The following is a 19,344-nucleotide window of genomic DNA, read 5'->3' as shown; positions in this document are numbered from 1 at the left end:
GCACATGGAGCGGTTGCGCAAGTACGGATTCGTCATCGGGTTCCTGGCCGTCCCGGTCACGCTTTACACGGTCTTCGTGATCAGCCCATATGTGCAGGCTTTCCAGCTCTCGCTGACGAGCTGGAACGGCGTCAGCTCGGTCGTCCGATACGTGGGGCTGGACAATTTCGGCCGGTTGTTCGAGGACGACAATTTCTGGCAGGCCCTGCGCAATCACGGAATTCTCCTGCTGGTGCTGCCGCTCCTGACGATCGTCATCGCCTTGTTCCTGTCGTTCCTGCTGAATCTCGGCGGCGGCACCCGCGGCGCGGGAATGCGCGGGGTGTGGGGGTCGAATTTCTACCGGGTGGTGTTCTTCTTCCCCCAGGTTCTCGCCGTGGCCGTGGTCGGCGTGCTGTTCCAGGCCATCTACCGTCCCGACGAGGACGGCGTGATCAACGGCACGCTGGCCAGGCTCGGGCTGTCCGAGCCGATCGGCTGGCTCACCGAGCCGGGCCTCGCGCTCTGGTCGATCATCGCGGTGATGGTCTGGCAGGCGGTCGGCTTCTACGTGGTGCTGTTCTCCGCGGGCATGGCCGCCATCCCCAAGGACTACTTCGAGGCCGCCTCGATCGACGGGGCCGGCCGCGTGCGGCTGTTCTTCTCCATCACGCTGCCGCTGCTGCGCGACACCCTCCAGGTCGGCTGGATCTACCTGGGGATCGCCGCCTTCGACGGCTTCGCGCTGATCCAGGTGCTGGCGGGCGACCGGGGCGAGCCCGACGGGGCCACCACGATCCTGCCCATCACCATCTACAAGACCGCCTTCGACTACCACAAGGTCGGCTACGCCTCGGCGATGGGCGTGGTGCTGTTCTTCCTGACCGTGACGTTCGCCGTGCTGACGCTCCGCACGACCAGGCGTGAAAGGGTTGAGCTCTGATGGCTTCGCGTGGAGCGGGCAGGCCGCGGCCCGGCGTGCTGAGCGGGCTCTCCCATGTCGCCCTGGCCGTCTGGGCCCTGCTGATCATCCTGCCGCTGTTGTGGACGTTCCTGGCCTCGTTCAAGAGCAACACCGAGATCTTCGGCGACCCGCTCCAGCTGCCGGGGGCGCTGCGGCTGGACGCCTGGGGCCGGGCCTGGGACAAGGCGCACGTCGGGCAGTACATGCTCAACACGGTCATCGTCGTGTTCTTCGGCACGGCGGGCACGATGTTGTTCGGCTCGATGGCGGCGTACGTGCTGGCCCGCTACAAGTTCCCCGGCGGCAAGCTGATCTACTACTACTTCGTCGCCGGGCTCGCCTTCCCCATCTTCCTGGCGCTCGGGCCGCTGTTCTTCGTCGTCAAGCAGTTCGGGCTGCTCGACTCGCACATCGGCCTGATCATCGTCTACATCGCGTACTCGCTGCCCTTCACGATCTTCTTCCTGGCCGCGTTCTTCCGCACCCTGCCCGAGGCGGTCGCCGAGGCGGCGCTGATCGACGGCGCCTCGCACACCAGGACGTTCTTCCAGATCATGGTGCCGATGGCCAAGCCCGGCCTGGTCAGCATCACGATCTTCAACGTGCTGGGGCAGTGGAACCAGTACCTGCTGCCCCTGGCGCTCATGGGCGGCGCGCCGGACAAGTGGCCGCTCACGCTCGGCATCGCCAGGATCTCCACCAGGGCCGGCTACGAGGCGGACTGGCCGGGCCTGTTCGCGGCGCTGAGCATGACGATCCTGCCGGTGATGGTGGTCTACATCATCTTCCAGCGGCAGATCCAGTCCGGGCTCAGCTCGGGGGCGCTGAAGTGAGTTTCGCCGAACACGGCGTGTAGCCGTGCGGCTACTCATTAGAGTGAGGGGCCTTCCGCCAGACACCCGGGGGGTCCCTCATGCGCGTGCCCGCACTTCTGCTCGTCCTGTTCACGGCCGCCGCCTGCGCCGGGCCGCCGGCGCCGCTGCAGGAGGTCACCAAGCCGAGCCCGCCCGGCGTGCCGGAGCTGAGCGGCGGCGGTGAGTTCACCTCCGGCGACACCGCGGCGATCGCCTACGACCGCCGCCTGGCCCCCGAGGGCGCGCAGGCCAGCCTCACGGCCGAGTCCACCGGCGGCGAGACCCGCACCTCGCTGGTCGTGGAGGGCTTCCTGCCCCGCCACCACTACGGCGCCCACCTGCACACCGCGCCCTGCGGCGCCGACCCCGACGACGCGGGCGGCCACTACCAGCACAACCCCGGCCACGCCGACCCGGCCAGCGAGATCTGGCTCGACGTCACCACCGACGGGTCGGGCGCGGGCCGTTCGACGGCCCGTCATCCGTGGAGCCTCGACCCGGCCGCCCTGCCGAAGTCGCTGGTCATCCATGCCAAGGCCACGAAGAAGAGCGGCGCCCACGCGGGCGAGGCGGGCCCTCGGGTGGCCTGCCTGACGCTGCACTAGCCGAAAGGCGTGCATAATTACACAATTACATATTGTGGAGGTCCCGCGTTGACTAGCCGCCAGTGGCAGCCGCCCCGTTTACGGTTGTTCGAGCAGGTGCACCGCCGGGCCACCTGGCTGGAGCTACTCTACGACCTCGTCTTCGTCGTCGCGGTCGCCGAGCTGGCCGACGTGCTCGCCGGCGGGGCCGACGCCGGTCGCGTCCTCACCTTCGTCGGCCTGTTCGTGCCGGTCTGGTGGTCGTGGGCGGGTTACGTCTTCTACGCCAACCGGTTCGACACCGACGACGTCAGCCACCGCCTGCTCGCGCTGCCGCAGATCCTGGCCGTGGCCACGATGGCGGCCAGCGTCAGCGACATCGAGCAACGTTCGGCCCTGTTCGCGATCTCCTACGCCGCGGCCCGGATCCTGCTGATCGTCGCCTATCTCCGAGCCGGCCGGCACGTCCCGGAGGCCAGGCCGCTGACCGTGCGGTACGCGGCCGGGTTCGGCGTCGCCGCGGTCATCTGGCTGGCCTCCCTCGCCGTCGATCCGCCGCAGCGGTACGCCTTGTGGGCCGTGGCGCTGGTGATCGACCTGGCCACCCCGCTGCTCAGCCGCGGCCACCAGAGCCGGCTCCCGCCGCAGAGCGAGCATCTGCCGGAGCGGTTCGGGCTGTTCGTCGTGATCGTGCTCGGCGAGGTGGTCGCCGCCGTGGTCACCGGGCTCAAGGGGCACGAGGTCACGCTGTCCGTGCTGCTGGTCGCGCTGGCCGGGGTGGCCATCGCGATGGCCTTCTGGTGGCTGTACTTCGACCACGTCGACGAGTCCGTCGTGCTGCGCACCAAGCTGGCCGGGCAGGTGTGGGTGTACTCGCACCTGCCGCTGTCGATGGGCCTGGTGGCGTTCGGCATCGGGATCGAGCACGCGATCATGCACCCGTCGGGGGCGAGCTGGGCCGTCGGGGTGCCGGCCGCCGTGGTCTTCGCCGTGCTCGGCCTTCAGCACCTGTGCTCGGCCGACCGCCGGGCGGGGGCCGCCCGGCTGGCCGCCGCCGTGCTCGCCCTCGCCTCCTCCGCGCTGCCCGTCGCGGCGGCGCTCCCGCTCCTGCTGTTGTACGGCGCCGCGCAGGTGGGCTACGACCTGCTGCGCCCCTCCCCGGAAGGCACACCGTGACCCAGGAACCGACGACCCAGGAATCGACCCAGCAAATGACCCGGGAAGTGTTCGACCGCCAGCTCGCCGCCATCGCCGACGGCGACCTGGCGGCGCTGCTCGCCCAGTACCACGACGAGGCGGTGGTCGTCCGGTTCGACCGGGCGGCCAGGGGCGCCGCGGAGATCCGCGAGCTGTTCGCCGCCTACCTGGCGGCCGGGCCGCGGGTGGAGGAGATCACGTCGCTGCGCGTCGAGGACGACGTGATCTTCTACAACGCGGTCATGACCGTGGGCGGGAACCGGGTCACGACGTTCGGGACGCTGCTCGTCAGGGACGGCAGGATCTGGCGCCAGACCGCCGCCGCCCTGCCGCTCACCTGATCGCCGCAGCCATCGGCGGCCAGGGCGCGGCGTCGAAGATCAACATGATGGTCCGGATCCGCCCGTCCGGGCCGAGCTTGAAGTGCTCGGCCGTGCGCTGCGTGCCGGCACGTCGCCGCGGAGCCTGGCCTCGTGGTAGGCCCTGACCGCCTCGCGGGTGCCCGTCATCGCCCCTCCAGGTGTGCCGCGAGCCGCTGCTGGTTGTCGGCCAGCCGCAGGCACAGGTGCCGCAGCGCGGTCAGGTCGGCGGCCGAGAAGCCCTGGAACATCGCCCGCATCGCCATCTGCGACGGCGTGCGGAACGCCTCGATCCACGCCCGGCCCTCGTCGGTGATCACGGCCAGCACCGAGCGCCGGTCGCGGCTGTCCTGGACCCGCCGTGCCAGGCCGTCGCGCTCCAGGGTGTCCACCAGGCCGGTCACGTTGCGCGAGCTGACCCCGGCGGCCTGGGCCAGGTCGCCGATGCTGATGCCGTCGCCGGCGCCCGCCGCGCCGAGGCGCAGCAGGACGTCCATCGCGCCCGAGCTGAGCCCGCGGCCCTCGCTGCCGTGCGCGCGCATGCGCTCGACCGCCTGGTACGCCGTCCGCACGGCGGCGGCCGCCTCAAGGGCCGCGGTGTCGCCGCCGCCGGCGAACTCGCTCATGGCCGCCCTGGCACGCGGGTCGAAGAGGGAGCCGTCCGGCTCCTGGTCAAATTTATGTACGCCCTTCACAATGAATGTCTACCAGAAAAAGCGAAGGCCCGTGCGGAACGCACGGGCCTGCACGGCAGGACGGTCAGGAGTGGGCGTGCTCGGCCGGGATCGTGCCGAGGCGGCCCGCCTGGAAGTCCTCGAACGCCTGGACCAGCTCGGCGCGGGTGTTCATGACGAACGGTCCGTGGTGGGCCACCGGCTCACCGATCGGCTCGCCGCCCAGCACGATCACGTCGAGCGTGTCCTTGGCCTCGATCGTGATGGTCTCGCCCAGGGTGGTCAGGCCCGGCCGGTTGCCGAAGCCGTCGAAGACCGCGAGCTGCCCGCTGTTCAGCGGACGCCGCTCGGCGCCGACCGTGCCGCGGCCGGAGAGGGCGTACACCAGGGCGTTGTAGTCCCTGCGCCAGGGCAGGGTCAGCCGCGCGCCCGGGGTGATGGTGGCGTGCAGCAGCGTGATCGGCGTCTGCGTGCTGCCCGGACCGGTGCTCCCGGCCAGCTCGCCGGCGATCAGCCGGACCAGCGCGCCGCCGTCGTGGCTGCTCAGCAGCGCGACGCTGGACCGCCCGATGTCCTGGTACTTCGGCGCGATCATCTTCTTGGCGCCCGGCAGGTTGACCCAGAGCTGGATGCCGTGGAACAGCCCGCCCTTCTGCACGAGCCACTCCGGCGGCGCCTCCTTGTGCAGGATGCCGGAGGCGGCCGTCATCCACTGGGTGTCGCCGTTGCTGATCGTGCCGCCGCCGCCGTTGGAGTCGAGGTGCTCCATGACGCCGTCGATCATGTACGTGACGGTCTCGAAGCCGCGGTGCGGGTGCCAGGGCGTGCCCTTGGGCTCGCCGGCGGCGTAGTCGATCTCGCCCATCTGGTCCATCATCACGAACGGGTCGAGGTATTCGAGCTTGATCGCCGCCAGGGCGCGGCGCACGGGGAAGCCCTCGCCCTCGAACCCGCTGGGCGCGGTCTCGACGGCGAGCACCTTCCGCTCGGGGACCCCCGCCACGGGCGCGGGCACGCGGGGGAGGGTGAGCGGGTTCTCAACGGTTACGGCGGGCATGTCGCGCTCCTTCCAGCGGGATCTGCCCCATGCAACCAAGTTGAGATTTCAACTATTCCGCCGGATCACGGGATGCGGGACATCATCCGTTCCATGCCGTTGATCCAGTTGTCGCGCAGCGCCTGGACGGCCTTGGCCGGCTCGTCGGCCAGCAGGAACTCGGCGATGCGGCGGTGCTCGGCGGCCTCGCGCTCCAGGGGCGCGTCGTCACCGGCGATCAGGTGCGCGTAGCGGCGCATGCCGGCCTTGACGCTGGTGATGAGGTCGAGCAGGCGCTCGTTGCGGCAGCCGCTCAGCAGCAGGTCGTGCCACTCGTCGTCGTGGCGCTCGATGACCTGCTGCTCGGCCACGTTGTCGGGGAAGTCCTGGGCCAGCTTGAGCAGGTCGGGGGCGATCGAGCGCAGGTGGGCCGGGTCGGAGCAGTCGAGGGCCAGCGACTCCAGGGCGGCCACGATCTCGCACAGCTCGCGGAACTCGCGCCGGCTCACCGGGGCGAACCGGAAACCGCGCCCCTGGTTGCTCTCCAGCACGCCCTCGCCCGCCAGCGTGATCAGCGCCTCGCGCAGGGGGGTGCGGCTGACGCCCAGGTCGGCGGCGAGGGAGGCCTCGTTGATGTCGGTGCCGGCGGCGAAGTCGCCCCGGTCGAGCCGGCTCAGCAGCTCTTCCCTGATCTGCTCACGCAACGGTCGCCGCTCGATCGGCATGGGGGACTCCCTCTCGTTCAGGACAACCGAATCTTAACCCTTGACGTGATGCAAAATACTGCACTATGAATTCGGCATACAAAATATTACATTGCATGATCGAGGAGTTCGAGTGGGGCTGACCCGGATACCGGGGCTGCTGTTCGGCGGGGACTACAACCCCGAGCAGTGGCCGGAGGAGGTGTGGGCCGAGGACGCGCGGCTCATGGCCGAGGCCGGGGTCAACATGGCGACCGTCGCGGTGTTCTCCTGGTCGCGCCTGGAGCCCGAGCGCGGGGTCTACGACTTCGGGTGGCTCGACCGGGTCATCGACCTGCTGCACGAGCACGGCATCGCCGCCGACCTGGCCACCGCGACCGCGACGCCGCCGCCGTGGCTGGTGCGCGAGCACCCCGAGATGCTGCCGGTCAACGCCGACGGCGTGCGGCTGGAGTTCGGCTCCCGGCAGGGCTACTGCCCGAGCTCGCCGGTCTACCGCGAGCACGCCGTACGGATGGCCACCGCGATGGCCGAGCGCTACGGCGACCACCCGGCGCTGGCCATGTGGCACATCGGCAACGAGTACGCCGACCACACACTGGAGTGCTTCTGCCCCGAGTCCGCCGCCCACTTCCGCCGCTGGCTGGAAGAGCGGTACGCGACCGTCGGCGGCCTCAACGCCGCCTGGGGCACCTCCTGCTGGGGCCAGCACTACACGTCCTTCGGTCAGGTCGAGCCGCCCAGAACGGCCCCGGGCCCGGTCAACCCCGCCCAGCTGCTCGACTGGCGGCGCTTCTGCAGCGACGCCCTCCTGGAGCTGTTCCTGGCCGAGAAGGCGGCGCTGCGCGCGATCACGCCGGACGTCCCGGTCACCACGAACTTCATGAGCATCCTGCACGGCCTCGACTACTGGAAGTGGGCCGCGGCCGAGGACCTGGTGAGCGACGACGCCTACCCCGACCCGGCCGACCCGACCTCGCACGTGCAGGTGGCGCTCAGCTATGACCTCATGCGCTCGCTGCGGCAGGGGCCCTGGCTGCTGCTGGAGTCCGCGCCGTCGGCGGTGTCCTGGCGCGAGGTGAACGTCCCCAAGCCGCCCGGCATGATGCGCCTGCACAGCCTCCAGGCGCTCGCCCACGGCTCCGACGGCGTGATGTTCTTCCAGTGGCGGCAGGCCAAGTACGGCCCCGAGAAGTTCCACTCGGCGATGCTGCCGCACGGCGGGACGCGTACCCGCGGCTGGCGGGACACCCTGGCGCTCGGCGCCGACCTGCGGCGGTTGTCGGAGGTCGCGGGCAGTGACACCCGCGCCCAGGTCGCGCTGGTGCTCGACTGGCCGAGCTGGTGGGCCCTGGAGGCGCCCGAGTCCATGCCGTCCAACCGGCTCAGGCTCAAGGAGCTGCTGCTCGCCTGGTACGCCCCGCTGCACGCCAGGGGCATCGCGGTCGACCTCGTGCCGCCCGGCCGGGACCTGTCGCCGTACGAGCTGGTCATCGCCCCGAACCTGTACATGTGCACCGCCGAGCAGGCCAAGGCGCTGGAGGCGTACCAGGGCCGGCTCGTCGTGGGCCCGTTCAGCGGCGTCGTGGACGAGAGCGACCAGGTGCACGACGGCGGCGCGCCCGGCCCGCTGGCCGGCCTGCTCGGCATCGCCGTGGAGGAGTTCTGGCCGCTCGCCGACGGGGACGTCCAGCGGACCGGCCTCGGCGACGCCCGCACCTGGGCCGAGTGGATCAGGCTGGCGGGCGCCGAGCCCGTCGCCCTGTTCGAGGGCGGCGACCTGGACGGCCTGCCCGCCGTCACCCGCAAGGGCACCGCCACCTACGTCGGCTGCCTGCTCGACGACGTGACGCCGGTGCTGGAGCCGCTGCTGGCCGGCATCGACCGCATCGACGTGCCGCAGGGCGTGGAGGCCGTCAGGAGGGGCGGCCACCTGTTCCTGCTCAACCACACCACCGCCTCGCAGCCGGTCACGCTCCCGCACCCCGGGACGGACCTGCTCACCGGGGCCGAACTGCGGGGCGGCATCGAGCTGGCCCCGCGCGACGCCGTCGTGCTCAGGATCGAAGGAGAGAAGTGACGCACCCGTACATACCCAACGCCGAGCCGGGCGTACGCGCCGAGATGCTCGCGGCGGTCGGCGCGTCGAGCGTCGATGAGTTCTACGCCGACATCCCCGCGGAGCTGCGGCTCGACCGGCCCCTCGACCTGCCGGCGCCGTTCACCGCCGAGCGCGACCTGGTGCGCCACATGAAGGGGCTGTTCGCCCGGACCACCGACACCGAGGAGGCGCTCAGCTTCCTCGGCCACGGCTGCTACCCGCACCACGTGCCCGCCGTCTGCGACGAGGTCAACTCCAGGAGCGAGTTCCTGACCGCGTACGCGGGCGAGCCGTACGAGGACCACGGCCGCTTCCAGGCCCTGTTCGAGTACGTCAGCATGATGGGCGAGCTGCTGGAGATGGACGTCGTCAACGTCCCCACCTACGACGGCTTCCAGGCCTCCGGCACCGCGCTGCGCATGGCCTGCCGCTACACCAAGCGGTCGAAGGTGCTGGTCACCGGGGCGATCGGCGCCGACAAGCTGAGCAAGCTGCGTGACTACCTGGCCCCCGACATCACCATCGAGCTGGCCCCGGTGGCCGAGGACGGGCAGATCGGCGAGGTCGCGCTGGACGACTCCTACGCCGCCCTGTACCTGGAGACCCCGAACGTCTACGGCGTCGTCGAGACCCGTGGCCGGGAGCTGGCCGACCACGCGCACGCCGCCGGCGCGCTGCTGGTCGTCAGCGCCGACCCCATCTCCCTGGGCGTGCTGGCCCCGCCCGCCTCCTACGGCGCCGACATCGTCTGCGGCGACATCCAGTCGCTCGGCATCCACCAGAACTACGGCGGCGGCCACGCCGGCTACATCGCCACCCAGGACCACGAGCCGCTGGTCGCCGAGTTCCCCTCGCGCCTGTTCGGCATCGCCCCGACGAAGGTCCCCGGCGAGTACGGCTTCGGCGACGTCTTCTACGACCGCACCTCCTTCGCCCTGCGCGAAGAGGGCAAGGAATGGGTGGGCACCGCCGCGGCCCTGTGGGGCATCACGGCCGGGGTCTACCTCGCGCTCATGGGCCCGCAGGGCATGAAGGAGCTCGGCGAGACCGTCCTGGCCCGCACCCGGTACGCGATGGACGCCCTGGGCCGGTCGGTCACCGTCCGGCACGCGGGCTCGGTGCACTTCCGCGAGTTCGCGATCGAGGTGGCCGACTCCGCGTCGCTGCTCGCCGCGCTGCGCGAGCGCGGCATCTACGGCGGCGTCCCGCTGGACGAGCGCACGGTGCTGGTCTGCGTGACCGAACGCCACACCATCGACGACATCGACCGGCTCGCGGCAGCCGTACAGGAGGTTGTGCAGGCATGAGCGGGCACGGAGCCGAGTCCTTCGCGGAACTGCCGGTGGCGCCCAAGCCGCCGCTGCGCCGCTTCCACCAGGCACGCTGGGACGAGCCGATCATCTTCGAGCTGTCCAGCCCGGGCCGCCGCGGCATCGCCGTGCCCGAGCCGGGCGCGCCGAAGGTCGAGCTGCCCGAGGGCGTCGGCCGGGCCACCCCGCCGAAGCTGCCCGAGATGGCGCAGCCGCACGTGGTGCGGCACTACCTGCGGCTGTCGCAGGAGAACCTGGGCGTCGACCTCAACATCGACATCGGCCAGGGCACCTGCACGATGAAGTACAGCCCGAAGGTCAACGACCAGTTCGCCAACGCGATCGCCGAGCTGCACCCGCTGCAGCACGAGAACACCGTGCAGGGCGTGCTGGAGATCTACTGGCGGCTGGAGCGCATGCTGGCCGAGATCTCCGGCATGTCGCGGGTGTCCCTCCAGCCCGGCTCGGGCTCGGCGGCCATCTACGCCAACATCGCCATGATCAGGGCCTACCACGCCGCCCGCGGCGAGGGCCACCGGGACCAGGTCATCACCACGATGTTCTCGCACCCCTCGAACGCGGCCTGCGCCAAGGTCGCCGGGTACGAGGTCATCACCCTCATGCCGGACGCCAACGGCCTGCCCGACATCGAGGCGCTGCGCGCCGCCGTCGGCCCGCGCACGGCCGCCCTGATGATCACCAATCCCGAGGACACCGGCATCTACAACTCCCGGATCAAGGAGTTCGTGGACCTGGTGCACGAGGCCGGCGGCCTGGCCTGCTACGACCAGGCCAACGCCAACGGCATCCTCGGCATCACCAGGGCCCGCGACGCCGGGTTCGACCTGTGCCACTTCAACCTGCACAAGACGTTCTCCACGCCGCACGCCTGCGGCGGCCCGGCGGCCGGCGCCTGCGGCGTCTCGCCGGAGCTGGAGCCGTTCCTGCCCGGCCCGGTCGTCTCCTTCGACGGCGACTCCTACGGCCTGGAGACGCCCGCGCAGAGCGTCGGCAAGATCCGGCCGTTCCTCGGCGTCACCCCGAACATCGTGCGCGCCTACGCCTGGATCATGACCCTGGGCGCGAAGGGGCTGCGCGAGGTGGCCGAGACATCGGCGCTGAACAACAACTACCTGATGCACAAGGTGCTGCAGATCCCCGGGGCCTCGGCGCCGTGGAACCAGCGCCGGATCGAGCAGGTCCGCTACTCCTGGCAGGAGCTGTCGGAGGAGACGGGGGTGCACTCGGAGGAGATCGGCGTGCGCGCCGCCGACTTCGGCGTCCACTACTGGACCAGCCACCACCCGTACCTGGTGCCGGAGCCGTTCACGCTGGAGCCGACGGAGTCGTACTCGCGGGAGGACCTGGACGAGTACGCGGCGATCCTGGAGCACGTCGCCTCGGAGGCGCGGCGGGATCCGGAGTTCGTCAAGGGCGCGCCGTACAACCAGACGATCCACAAGATCGACCCGACGCCGCTCGACGACCCCAAGCAGTGGGCGCCGACCTGGCGGGCGTACGTGCGCAAGCACCTGGCCGCGGGCGGCTGAGCCATGACGTCCGGAGGGAACGGCGTGATCGGGCTGGTCGTCAACCCGGTCGCCGGGCTGGGCGGGTCCGTGGGGCTCAAGGGCAGCGACGGCGCCGACGTGCAGCGCGCGGCCCTGGCCAAGGGCGCCGAGCCCAAGGCCGGGCGGCGGGCCGCGCAGGCCGTCGCCACGCTGCTCGCCCGCCGTCCCGGGGCCCGGCTGGTGACCGTGGCGGGGGCGATGGGCGAGGACAGCGCCCGCGCCGCCGCGGTCCCGTACGAGCTGGCGCCCTCCGGCGTCCAGGACACGACCGCCGACGTGAGCACGGCCGCCGACACCCGGGCGGCCGTCGCCGCGCTCGCCGGCGTGGACCTGCTGCTGTTCGCCGGCGGCGACGGCACGGCGCGCGACGTGCTCGACGCCGTGCGGGAGCTGGGCGGCCAGGCGCCGCCCGTGCTCGGGATCCCGGCCGGGGTCAAGGTGTACTCGGGATGCTTCGCGCTCAGCCCGGCCACCGCGGGGTTCGTGGCCGCCGACTTCCTGGCCCGGCCGGAGAGCGCCGAGGCCGAGGTGGTGGACCTGGACGAGGAGCGCTACCGCCGCGGGCTCGTCAGCCCCCGGCTCTACGGTAGCCTGCGCGTCCCGGCAGGCCGCGCGGCCCTGTCGGGACGCAAGGCGGGCTCCTCGGACGCGGCTCCGGCCACGGTCGAGAGCATCGCCCGGGAGGTCGCGGCCCGGCTGCGGCCGGGGGCGCGCTACGTGCTCGGTCCCGGCGCCACCACGGCGGCCGTGGGCAGGGAGCTCGGGCTCGCCACCACGCTGCTCGGCGTGGACGTGGTCGAGGCCCGCGCGGGTGGTGGCGCCGACCTGGTGGCCGCCGACGTGACCGAGGGGGAGCTGTTCGAGCTGGTACGCGGCCGGGAGACGGTCATCGTGCTGTCGGTGATCGGCGGCCAGGGCTTCGTGCTCGGCCGCGGCAACCAGCAGGTCTCGCCGCGGGTGCTCGACGAGGTGCTCGCTGACGGGTCCGGCGACCGGCTGCTCGTGCTGGCCACCCAGCAGAAGCTGGCCGGGCTCGGCGGACGGCCGCTGCTGGCCGACAGCGGGGACCAGGAACTGGACCGGAAGCTGGCCGGGCACGTACGGGTGATCACCGGATACCGCGAAAGCACGATTTATCGCATTTGTGCGGCAAGTGAGGAGTTCTACGGATGAACAGGCTCGATGGCAAGGTCGCGATCGTCACCGGCGGTGCCTCCGGCATCGGCCGGGCGACGGCGTTGCTCTTCGCCGAGGCGGGCGCCCAGGTCGTCGTCGCCGACATCGACGGCGCCGGGGCCGAGGCGACGGCCAAGGAGATCACGCGGACGGGGGCGGCCGCGGTGGCCGTCCAGGGGGACGTGTCCGCGGAGGAGGACTGCCGGCGCATCACCCGCACGGCCGTGGACACCTACGGCGGCCTGCACGTCCTGTTCAACAACGCGGGCATCATCCGCCGCACCACCGCGCTCGACCTCGACGCCGACGAGTGGGACCGGGTGATGGCGGTCAACGTGCGCTCGGTGTTCCTGATGTGCAAGCACGCCATCCCGCTCATGACCGAGGGCGGCTCGATCGTCAACACGGGCTCGGGCTGGGGCCTCAAGGGCGGCGGGAACGCGATCTCCTACTGCGCCTCCAAGGCGGCCGTCGTCAACATGACCAGGGCGCTGGCGATCGACCACGCCAAGGCCGGGATCCGGGTGAACTCCGTCAACCCCGGCGACACGAACACCCCGATGCTGCGGGACGAGGCCCGTCAGCTCAACGAGGACTGGGCCGCCTTCGAGGCCGACGCCGCCGACCGGCCGATGGGCCGCTCGGGCAGCCCCGAGGAGATCGCCCAGGCCGTCCTCTTCCTGGCGAGCGACGCCGCCAGTTACGTCACCGGTTCCGCTCTCGTCGTCGACGGCGGCGGGCTCGCGTAGCCCCAACAGCACCACCCCCCGAAGGAGCCCATCATGAAGCGTGCGCTGGCCGTACTGGGTCTGCTCGCCACCGCCGCCACCGCCTGCAGCGGCGGTGGAGGGAACGTTCCAGGCGTGAGCGGGAACGCCGCCGCAGGGCAGGTCACCATCCGCTGGTCCACGTGGGGATCGGCGGAGGACGTCAAGCTCTACGAGTCCTTCACCAAGGACTTCGAGCAGCGTCACCCCAACATCAAGCTCAAGCTGGAGTCCGTCGCCAAGTACGAGGACTACCACCCCAAACTGCTCGCCCAGCTCACCAGCGGCACGGCTCCCGACGTGTTCTTCGTGGGCGACGACAACATCGGCAAGTTCGTCTCCGCCGGTGTCGTCTCGCCGCTCAACGACCAGCTCGCGGGCCCGGACTCCAAGAGCAAGCCCGAGGACTTCTTCGAGGGCGTGTACGGCGGCGCCAAGAAGGACGGCAAGATCTACGGCGTCCCGAACGACACCAACCCCGAGGTCCTCTGGTACGACAAGAAGGCACTGAAGGCCGCCGGCATCACCGAGGACCCGGCCGCCCTCAACGCGTCCAAGCAGTGGACCATGGCCAAGTACCTGGACATGAACGCCAAGCTCAAGGCCGCGGGCATGGGCGGGTCCATCTTCTGGAACTGGTACGGATCCACGTACTCGGTGGTCAGCGGCTTCGGCGGCAAGGTCTGGGACGGCGGCAAGTTCGTCGCCACCACCGACCCCAAGTCCCGCAAGGCGCTGGAGACCCTGGCCAAGGGCTACCAGGACAAGACGTTCCTGAGCGCGGACCTGCTGCCCGCCAGCAACACCGCGGGCACCCAGTTCATGAAGCACAAGGTCGGCTTCTACGCCGGCGGCCGCTGGGTGATCGACACCATCAAGAAGGGCGGCGACCTGGACTCCTACGACATCGTCCCGTTCCCGTCCGAGACCGGCGAGCCGATGCCCGGCGCCGTGGCGGCCTCCTACCTGTCGCTCAACAAGGGCACCAAGCAGCCCAAGGAGGCCTTCACCTTCCTGACGGAGTTCGTCAGCAAGGAGGGCCAGCTCATGCGGCTCAAGGACGGCGGCGCGGTGCCCTCGATCAAGGGCGCCGAGCAGGTCGTGCTGGCCGGCAACTACCCCGCGCACGCCCAGACGTTCCTCGACGTGCGGGACACCGGCTTCGCGAACTACGGCGAAGAGGTCTCGGTGCCCGGCCTGACCGCCTCGATCAACGAGCACCTGATGAAGGTCTGGCAGGGCAAGGTCGGCTTCGAGCAGGGCATGACCGAGCTGCAGACCCTCGTCGACGGCAAGCTGGGCTAGCGGATGGCCGTGCTCGCCGGGCCGCGCGGCAAGACCGCCGCGCGGCCCGCCAAGAAGCTGCGCGACCGCGACGGCTGGTGGGCCGCGATCTTCCTCGCGCCGCAGGTCGGCGCGCTGGTGGTGTTCCTGGTGATCCCGCTCGGGTTCGCCGTGGTGCTGGCCTTCATGAACTGGGACGGGCTCGGCGAGAAGTCGTGGGCCGGGCTGTCCAACTTCGCCGCCCAGCTCACCGATCCGCTGTTCGGCCGCGCGGTGTGGAACACGGTCAAGCTGGCGCTGCTGACCGTGCCCTTCGGACTCGCCCTGGCGGTGCTGATCGCGGTCGCCCTGAACAGCATCAAGGGCAGCAACGTCTACCGGGTCGTGTACTTCATGCCGGTCGTCACCAGCTCGGTGGCCGTCGCCCTGATGTGGCAGGTCATCCTGGCCGGCGACGAGAACGGCGTGCTGAACACCTCGCTCCAGCGCTGGTTCGGCGTCAGCGGACCCGACTGGCTGCTCGACCCCGGCTGGGTCGTCGTGGCGATCGCCGTGGTGACGATCTGGTCCTCGCTCGGCCTCAACGTGGTGATCTTCATGGCCGGGCTGCAGACCATCCCGCCACAGGTCGTCGAGGCCGCCCGGATCGACGGCGCGAGCTCGTTCCGGATCTTCCGGTCGGTCACGCTGCCGCTGCTGTCGCCCACGATCTTCTTCTCCACCGTGGTCGCGGTGATCAGCTCGTTCCAGGCGTTCGACCAGATCTACGTGCTGGTGGACCCGAAGGACAACGAGGGCGCGCGCACGATCGTGTACCACATCTTCGATCTCGGCTTCAAGAAGTTCGAGTTCGGGCCGAGCAGCGCGGCCGCCCTGATCCTGCTGGTGCTGACGCTGCTCGTGACGCTGGTCCAGTTCGCCGCGCAGAAGCGCTTCGTCCACTACGACTCGTGAGGCGGTACGCATGAGATCACGGCAGATCGGTCTGCACGCCGCGCTCACGGTCGGCGGGCTGCTGATGCTGTTCCCGTTCGTGTGGATGTTGCTCACCTCCGCCAAGGGCGTGCGGCAGATGATCAACGACCCGACGGCCTGGCTGCCCGACCCCTGGACCTGGCAGAACTATCCGGACGCGCTCTCGACCATGCCGTTCGGGCTGGCGTACTGGAACAGCTTCTACATCGCCGCCCTCAACGTGGTGCTCACCCTGCTCACCTCGGCCATGGCCGCCTACGCCTTCGCCCGGATCAGGTTCAGGGGCTCGGGCGTGCTGTTCGTGCTGTTCCTGGCCACGCAGATGGTGCCGTCACAGGTGACGATCGTGCCGCTCTACCTGATGCTGGCCAGGTTCGGCTGGATCGACTCGCACCTGTCGCTGATCGTCCCGACGATCGCGAACCCGTTCGCGGTGTTCCTGCTGCGCCAGTTCATCAGGGCGGTGCCGATCGAGCTGGAGGAGGCGGCCAGGATCGACGGCGCGGGCCGGTGGCGGTGCTTCTGGAGCATCGTCCTGCCCAACATCCGGCCCGGTCTCGGCGCGCTCGGCATCATCGTGTTCCTGGCGTCCTGGAACTCGTTCCTGTTCCCGCTGATCTTCCTGAACACGCCGGAGCTGGCCACCGTCCCGCTGCTGCTCAGCCAGTTCGCCCAGCAGCACGGCGCGACCGACTACGGGCAGATCCTGGCGGCCTCGGCGATCGCCGTGGTGCCGACGCTGATCGCGTTCCTGATCGGGCAGCGGAAGATCATCAACTCGATGGCCGCCTCCGGCCTGGGAGGAAAGTAAGTGCTGGACCTGCGCGAACGTCCTTTCACCGAGCGCGGCTCGCGGCTGCTCGTCATGGCGGCCGACGACGGCTCGCTGCGCGTCGCCGAGGCGCTCTACGAGACCCGGCTGGACGACACGACCGTCCGCGCCGGCCTGCGGTTCTACGCCGGCTCCCGGGAACTGCGCGTACGCCGGGCCCTGCCCCACCGGGTGGAGTTCGACGGTGACCTGACCCTGGCCTTCGCCGACCCCGACACCCTCGTCGCGGTCGGCGAGGGCGCCAGGGCCGTCTGGGACGGCGGCGAGACCGCCGTGGACGGCTGCGTCACCCTCGCCGGCGAGCGGACCGTCACCGACGGCGCGAAGGTGCTGGCGCAGGCCGCCGAACGCTGGGCCGCCTGGTTCGCCCGGATGCCCGCCGTCCCCGGCGAGCTGCGCGAACGCGCCGAGCAGGCCTGGTGGACGCTGGCCGTCAACCTGGTGCGCATCCAGGGCAGGGAATCCCTCGTCCCCTCCAAGTACGGCTACGTCGGCCTGTGGAACTGGGACTCCTACTTCCACGCCATCGCCCTGCGGCACGCCGACCCCGCCCTGGCCAGGGAGCAGATCCGCATCCTGCTCGACAACCAGCGTCCCGACGGCCTGATCCCCGACGTGGTGCACGACCACGGCGTGCTCGCCGAGACCACCGACCTGCCCCGCTCCGACCTGGCCCGGCTGGCCCAGCACGTCGGCGGCGAGCCGATCCGGCACGTCGTGCCCGTCACCAAGCCGCCGCTGACCGCCTGGGCGGTGTGGAAGATCCACGAGGTGGACCCCGACCCGGGCTTCCTGGCCGAGGTCTACGAGCCGCTGGTCAGGTCGCAGCAGTGGTGGTTCGCCCACTCCGACCCGGACGGCGACGGCCTGGCCGAGTACCTGCACCCGTACTCCTCGGGCCTGGACGACAGCCCCATCTGGGACGGCGGCCCGCGCGCCGAGCCCCCGGACCTCAACTCCTACCTGGCCCTCCAGTACGACCGCCTGGGCGACATCGCCGCCGCGCTCGGCAAGGACGCCGGCGAGTGGCGGGCCAGGGCCCAGGCGCTCGTGGACCGCATGGTCGAACGCCGCTGGAACGGCCGCCGCTTCGTCACCAAGGTCGCCGGCGCGGCCGACGCCGACGTGCGCACGCCGCTCGACCTCATGCCGCTGCTCACCGGCCGCCTCCCGGCCGGGATCGCCGACCGGCTGGTCCAGGACCTGACCTCGCCCGCCTTCTGGGGCGAGCGGCCGGTCCCCACGGTGGCCTTCGACGACCCGCGCTTCGACCCCGACGCCATGTGGCGCGGCCCGGTCTGGCTGAACGTCAACTACCTGCTGATCGACGGCCTGCGCCGCTCGGGCCACCCGGACGTCGCCGCCGAGCTGGCCGCCCGCACCCTGGCCATGGTGCGCGACGGCGGCGGCCTGTACGAGTACTGGAACCCCCTCACGGGACGGCGGGCGGGCCGCGCCACGACCGGCTTCGGCTGGTCCTCGGCCCTGTTCGTCGACCTCGCCCACGCCGCCCTATGAGTTCTTGACCAGCGCGAACGCCCCCCGCGTCAGCACCAGCAGCTCCTGGGCCACCGGACCCTGCTGCAAAGGGGCGTCGGGGTTCACGGCCGTCGTGGACACCACGTACGTCCGGCCGGCGGCCGTACGGGCGAGGAAGCTCATGGCCAGCAGGCCCGGCTCCGAGCCGCCCTTGTGCCACACGACGGGCCACTGGTTCCTGTCCAGCCGCAGCCCCGCGTCGGTGATCGACAACACCTCGCCGACGCGGGGGTCCTTCAGCCGGGCCAGCCCGCCGTAGGCGCGGCAGACCTGGGCGGGCGTGGCGAACCACTCCAGCCGGTCCAGGTCGCGCGGCTCGGCCCACGGCCGCACCTTCGACAGCGGCACCTTGTCCACGACCGCGGCCAGGTAGCCGCGGCGCGCCGACGTGCCGAGCGACAGGTACCGCTCGGCGTGCCGGGGGTAGTCGGCGCCCTTGAGCACGAACAGCTCCCGGGTCGTCAGGAACGGCACGTTGCGCCGGTCGCCGCCCCACGAGCGCACGACCCGCTCGACCGCCTTGCGACCGGCCTGGTGGATCAGCAGGTCGGTGGCGGTGTTGTCGCTGATGGAGATCATCAGCCGGGCCGCCTCCAGCACCGTCACCTTGCTGTTGTCCGGGCGGTTCTGCAGCTCGCCGCTCGGCAGGCTCTTCAGCTCGGGCCTGATCGTCAGCTCGGTGTCCCAGCCGAACGCGCCGCTCCTGATGCGCTCGGCCACCGCGCCCAGCACGTACAGCTTGAACATCGAGCCGAGCGGGAAGGTCTTCTCGGCGGCCACCGCGTGGACCGGGCGGCAGCGGCCGTCGCCGGTCAGCTCGGCGGCCAGGAAGCCGGCCCGCGGCGCGGCCTGGCGCAGCCGCTGGTCCAGCTCCGGCCAGCTGGCCGGCGCGACGCCGGTGAACTGGATGTAGTCGACCTTCCCGGTGCCGTCCACCCCGAGCGCGAGGGTGAACGCCTTGTCGGCCGCCGTGACGGTCGCCGACAACGTCCGCTCCTGGGCCTGGTCCAGCCGGTCCAGCCGCATGTCCTCGAACACGGCCAGCGCCTGGTTGAGCTGCGCCGGCGGGATGTGGTCGAGGAAGCTCGGCGCGAAGTGCCCGGCCAGCTCGGCGTCGCCGACGGGCAGCCGGGTGACCGCCTCCAGCAGCCAGCGGAGCTGCCGGCCGACGGGGGTGTCGGGGATCTCGACCGCGGCGCTCGGCGTGGCGGTGGCGGTGACGGACCCGGTGACGGTGGCCAGGGCGGGCACGGGCTGCGTCGCGCAGGCCGTGACCGCCACGGCCATGACGGCGGCGGCCAGTGCGGGGAACCTGTAGTGAGACATGTGCCCAGCCAACAGCCGCGGCCGGGCCCGCGCCCACCATATGCGCCGCCGTCCTCGCAGGTGAGGGTGTCCGTACCGAATGTGCGGTTAACCTCATAGACGCCCATTCGGT

The 19,344-nt window shown here is 71.0% G+C and carries 18 protein-coding genes; 14 read left to right on the top strand and 4 right to left on the bottom strand.

From position 1 onward, the window contains the following. The first annotated feature begins 4 nt into the window (after positions 1 to 4). The 5 genes from ABT158_RS07815 (at position 5) to ABT158_RS07795 (ending at position 3,919) form a co-directional block, all read left to right on the top strand. Positions 5 to 922 carry a carbohydrate ABC transporter permease gene (locus ABT158_RS07815; protein WP_352352001.1) on the top strand — a complete coding sequence of 306 codons (918 nt, stop codon included), beginning with the start codon at positions 5 to 7 and terminating at the stop codon, positions 920 to 922. Further along, a complete protein-coding gene (locus ABT158_RS07810; protein WP_352352000.1) occupies positions 922 to 1,776 on the top strand; it encodes a carbohydrate ABC transporter permease in 855 nt (284 codons plus the stop codon). The genes ABT158_RS07815 and ABT158_RS07810 overlap by 1 nt, the downstream gene beginning before the upstream one ends. An 86-nt stretch (positions 1,777 to 1,862) precedes the next feature. Then, positions 1,863 to 2,402, top strand: a complete 540-nt coding sequence (locus ABT158_RS07805; RefSeq protein ID WP_352351999.1) for a superoxide dismutase family protein — start codon at positions 1,863 to 1,865, stop codon at positions 2,400 to 2,402. An 84-nt stretch (positions 2,403 to 2,486) separates the two neighbouring features. Beyond that, positions 2,487 to 3,557 (top strand): low temperature requirement protein A, encoded by a 1,071-nt coding sequence (locus ABT158_RS07800; RefSeq protein WP_352351998.1) that lies wholly within the window; start codon positions 2,487 to 2,489, stop codon positions 3,555 to 3,557. Positions 3,558 to 3,592: 35 nt separating this feature from the next. Further along, on the top strand, positions 3,593 to 3,919 hold the full coding sequence (locus tag ABT158_RS07795; RefSeq protein ID WP_352351997.1) for a nuclear transport factor 2 family protein: 327 nt from the start codon (positions 3,593 to 3,595) through the stop codon (positions 3,917 to 3,919). 164 nt (positions 3,920 to 4,083) lie between these two features. Here ABT158_RS07795 and ABT158_RS07790 read toward each other — a convergent pair whose 3' ends face one another. From ABT158_RS07790 to ABT158_RS07780, 3 genes are all read right to left on the bottom strand, one after another. Then, the gene (locus ABT158_RS07790; RefSeq protein WP_352351996.1) at positions 4,084 to 4,632 is read right to left on the bottom strand and encodes a MarR family winged helix-turn-helix transcriptional regulator; all 549 of its coding nucleotides are present in this window, start codon (positions 4,630 to 4,632) and stop codon (positions 4,084 to 4,086) included. 64 nt (positions 4,633 to 4,696) lie between these two features. Next, positions 4,697 to 5,668 carry a pirin family protein gene (locus ABT158_RS07785; protein WP_352351995.1) on the bottom strand — a complete coding sequence of 324 codons (972 nt, stop codon included), beginning with the start codon at positions 5,666 to 5,668 and terminating at the stop codon, positions 4,697 to 4,699. Positions 5,669 to 5,733: 65 nt separating this feature from the next. Continuing rightward, a complete protein-coding gene (locus tag ABT158_RS07780; RefSeq protein WP_352326109.1) occupies positions 5,734 to 6,372 on the bottom strand; it encodes a GntR family transcriptional regulator in 639 nt (212 codons plus the stop codon). Positions 6,373 to 6,484: 112 nt separating this feature from the next. Here ABT158_RS07780 and ABT158_RS07775 point away from each other — a divergent pair, with 112 nt between their 5' ends. Genes ABT158_RS07775 through ABT158_RS07735 form a run of 9 tightly spaced genes read left to right on the top strand, consistent with a single transcriptional unit; the run spans position 6,485 to position 17,885 of the window. Next, entirely contained in the window at positions 6,485 to 8,431 is a 1,947-nt protein-coding gene (locus ABT158_RS07775; RefSeq protein WP_352351994.1) for a beta-galactosidase, read from the top strand. After that, the gene (gene gcvPA / locus ABT158_RS07770) at positions 8,428 to 9,759 is read left to right on the top strand and encodes an aminomethyl-transferring glycine dehydrogenase subunit GcvPA (protein WP_352351993.1); all 1,332 of its coding nucleotides are present in this window, start codon (positions 8,428 to 8,430) and stop codon (positions 9,757 to 9,759) included. Before ABT158_RS07775 ends, gcvPA begins: the two co-directional genes overlap by 4 nt. Then, positions 9,756 to 11,312, top strand: coding sequence for an aminomethyl-transferring glycine dehydrogenase subunit GcvPB (gene gcvPB, locus ABT158_RS07765; RefSeq protein WP_352351992.1), 1,557 nt, complete (start codon positions 9,756 to 9,758; stop codon positions 11,310 to 11,312). The genes gcvPA and gcvPB overlap by 4 nt, the downstream gene beginning before the upstream one ends. A 3-nt stretch (positions 11,313 to 11,315) precedes the next feature. Continuing rightward, entirely contained in the window at positions 11,316 to 12,506 is a 1,191-nt protein-coding gene (locus ABT158_RS07760) for an ATP-NAD kinase family protein (protein ID WP_352351991.1), read from the top strand. Then, positions 12,503 to 13,258, top strand: coding sequence for an SDR family NAD(P)-dependent oxidoreductase (locus ABT158_RS07755; protein ID WP_352326115.1), 756 nt, complete (start codon positions 12,503 to 12,505; stop codon positions 13,256 to 13,258). The genes ABT158_RS07760 and ABT158_RS07755 overlap by 4 nt, the downstream gene beginning before the upstream one ends. Positions 13,259 to 13,291: 33 nt before the next feature. Further along, positions 13,292 to 14,581, top strand: coding sequence for an ABC transporter substrate-binding protein (locus tag ABT158_RS07750; protein WP_352351990.1), 1,290 nt, complete (start codon positions 13,292 to 13,294; stop codon positions 14,579 to 14,581). Between the two features lie 3 nt (positions 14,582 to 14,584). Beyond that, a complete protein-coding gene (locus tag ABT158_RS07745; protein WP_352351989.1) occupies positions 14,585 to 15,514 on the top strand; it encodes a carbohydrate ABC transporter permease in 930 nt (309 codons plus the stop codon). Positions 15,515 to 15,524: 10 nt separating this feature from the next. Beyond that, on the top strand, positions 15,525 to 16,346 hold the full coding sequence (locus ABT158_RS07740; RefSeq protein ID WP_352351988.1) for a carbohydrate ABC transporter permease: 822 nt from the start codon (positions 15,525 to 15,527) through the stop codon (positions 16,344 to 16,346). Then, positions 16,347 to 17,885 (top strand): amylo-alpha-1,6-glucosidase, encoded by a 1,539-nt coding sequence (locus tag ABT158_RS07735; RefSeq protein ID WP_352351987.1) that lies wholly within the window; start codon positions 16,347 to 16,349, stop codon positions 17,883 to 17,885. It abuts the gene before it with no gap. Here the strand turns inward: ABT158_RS07735 and ABT158_RS07730 are convergent. Further along, positions 17,880 to 19,232 (bottom strand): serine hydrolase, encoded by a 1,353-nt coding sequence (locus tag ABT158_RS07730; RefSeq protein WP_352351986.1) that lies wholly within the window; start codon positions 19,230 to 19,232, stop codon positions 17,880 to 17,882. The two genes, ABT158_RS07735 and ABT158_RS07730, sit on opposite strands and share 6 nt — an antisense overlap. Positions 19,233 to 19,344 lie beyond the last annotated feature (112 nt).

Source organism: Nonomuraea sp. NPDC001636, from assembly GCF_040298265.1.
In the GTDB taxonomy this organism is placed as follows: Bacteria; Actinomycetota; Actinomycetes; order Streptosporangiales; family Streptosporangiaceae; genus Nonomuraea.
Note: the sequence above shows the minus strand (reverse complement) of the source record. Positions and strands in the feature narration are given on the sequence as shown.

Excerpts from the sequence above, each read along its gene's own strand:
- ABT158_RS07815 (WP_352352001.1), top strand. The coding sequence starts at position 5 with ATGGAGCGGTTGCGCAAGTACGGATTCGTCATCGGGTTCCTGGCCGTC.
- ABT158_RS07810 (WP_352352000.1), top strand. The coding sequence starts at position 922 with ATGGCTTCGCGTGGAGCGGGCAGGCCGCGGCCCGGCGTGCTGAGCGGG.
- ABT158_RS07795 (WP_352351997.1), top strand. The coding sequence starts at position 3,593 with ATGACCCGGGAAGTGTTCGACCGCCAGCTCGCCGCCATCGCCGACGGC.
- ABT158_RS07785 (WP_352351995.1), bottom strand. The coding sequence starts at position 5,668 with ATGCCCGCCGTAACCGTTGAGAACCCGCTCACCCTCCCCCGCGTGCCC.
- ABT158_RS07780 (WP_352326109.1), bottom strand. The coding sequence starts at position 6,372 with ATGCCGATCGAGCGGCGACCGTTGCGTGAGCAGATCAGGGAAGAGCTG.
- gcvPB (WP_352351992.1), top strand. The coding sequence starts at position 9,756 with ATGAGCGGGCACGGAGCCGAGTCCTTCGCGGAACTGCCGGTGGCGCCC.
- ABT158_RS07760 (WP_352351991.1), top strand. The coding sequence starts at position 11,316 with ATGACGTCCGGAGGGAACGGCGTGATCGGGCTGGTCGTCAACCCGGTC.
- ABT158_RS07755 (WP_352326115.1), top strand. The coding sequence starts at position 12,503 with ATGAACAGGCTCGATGGCAAGGTCGCGATCGTCACCGGCGGTGCCTCC.
- ABT158_RS07750 (WP_352351990.1), top strand. The coding sequence starts at position 13,292 with ATGAAGCGTGCGCTGGCCGTACTGGGTCTGCTCGCCACCGCCGCCACC.
- ABT158_RS07745 (WP_352351989.1), top strand. The coding sequence starts at position 14,585 with ATGGCCGTGCTCGCCGGGCCGCGCGGCAAGACCGCCGCGCGGCCCGCC.
- ABT158_RS07740 (WP_352351988.1), top strand. The coding sequence starts at position 15,525 with ATGAGATCACGGCAGATCGGTCTGCACGCCGCGCTCACGGTCGGCGGG.
- ABT158_RS07730 (WP_352351986.1), bottom strand. The coding sequence starts at position 19,232 with ATGTCTCACTACAGGTTCCCCGCACTGGCCGCCGCCGTCATGGCCGTG.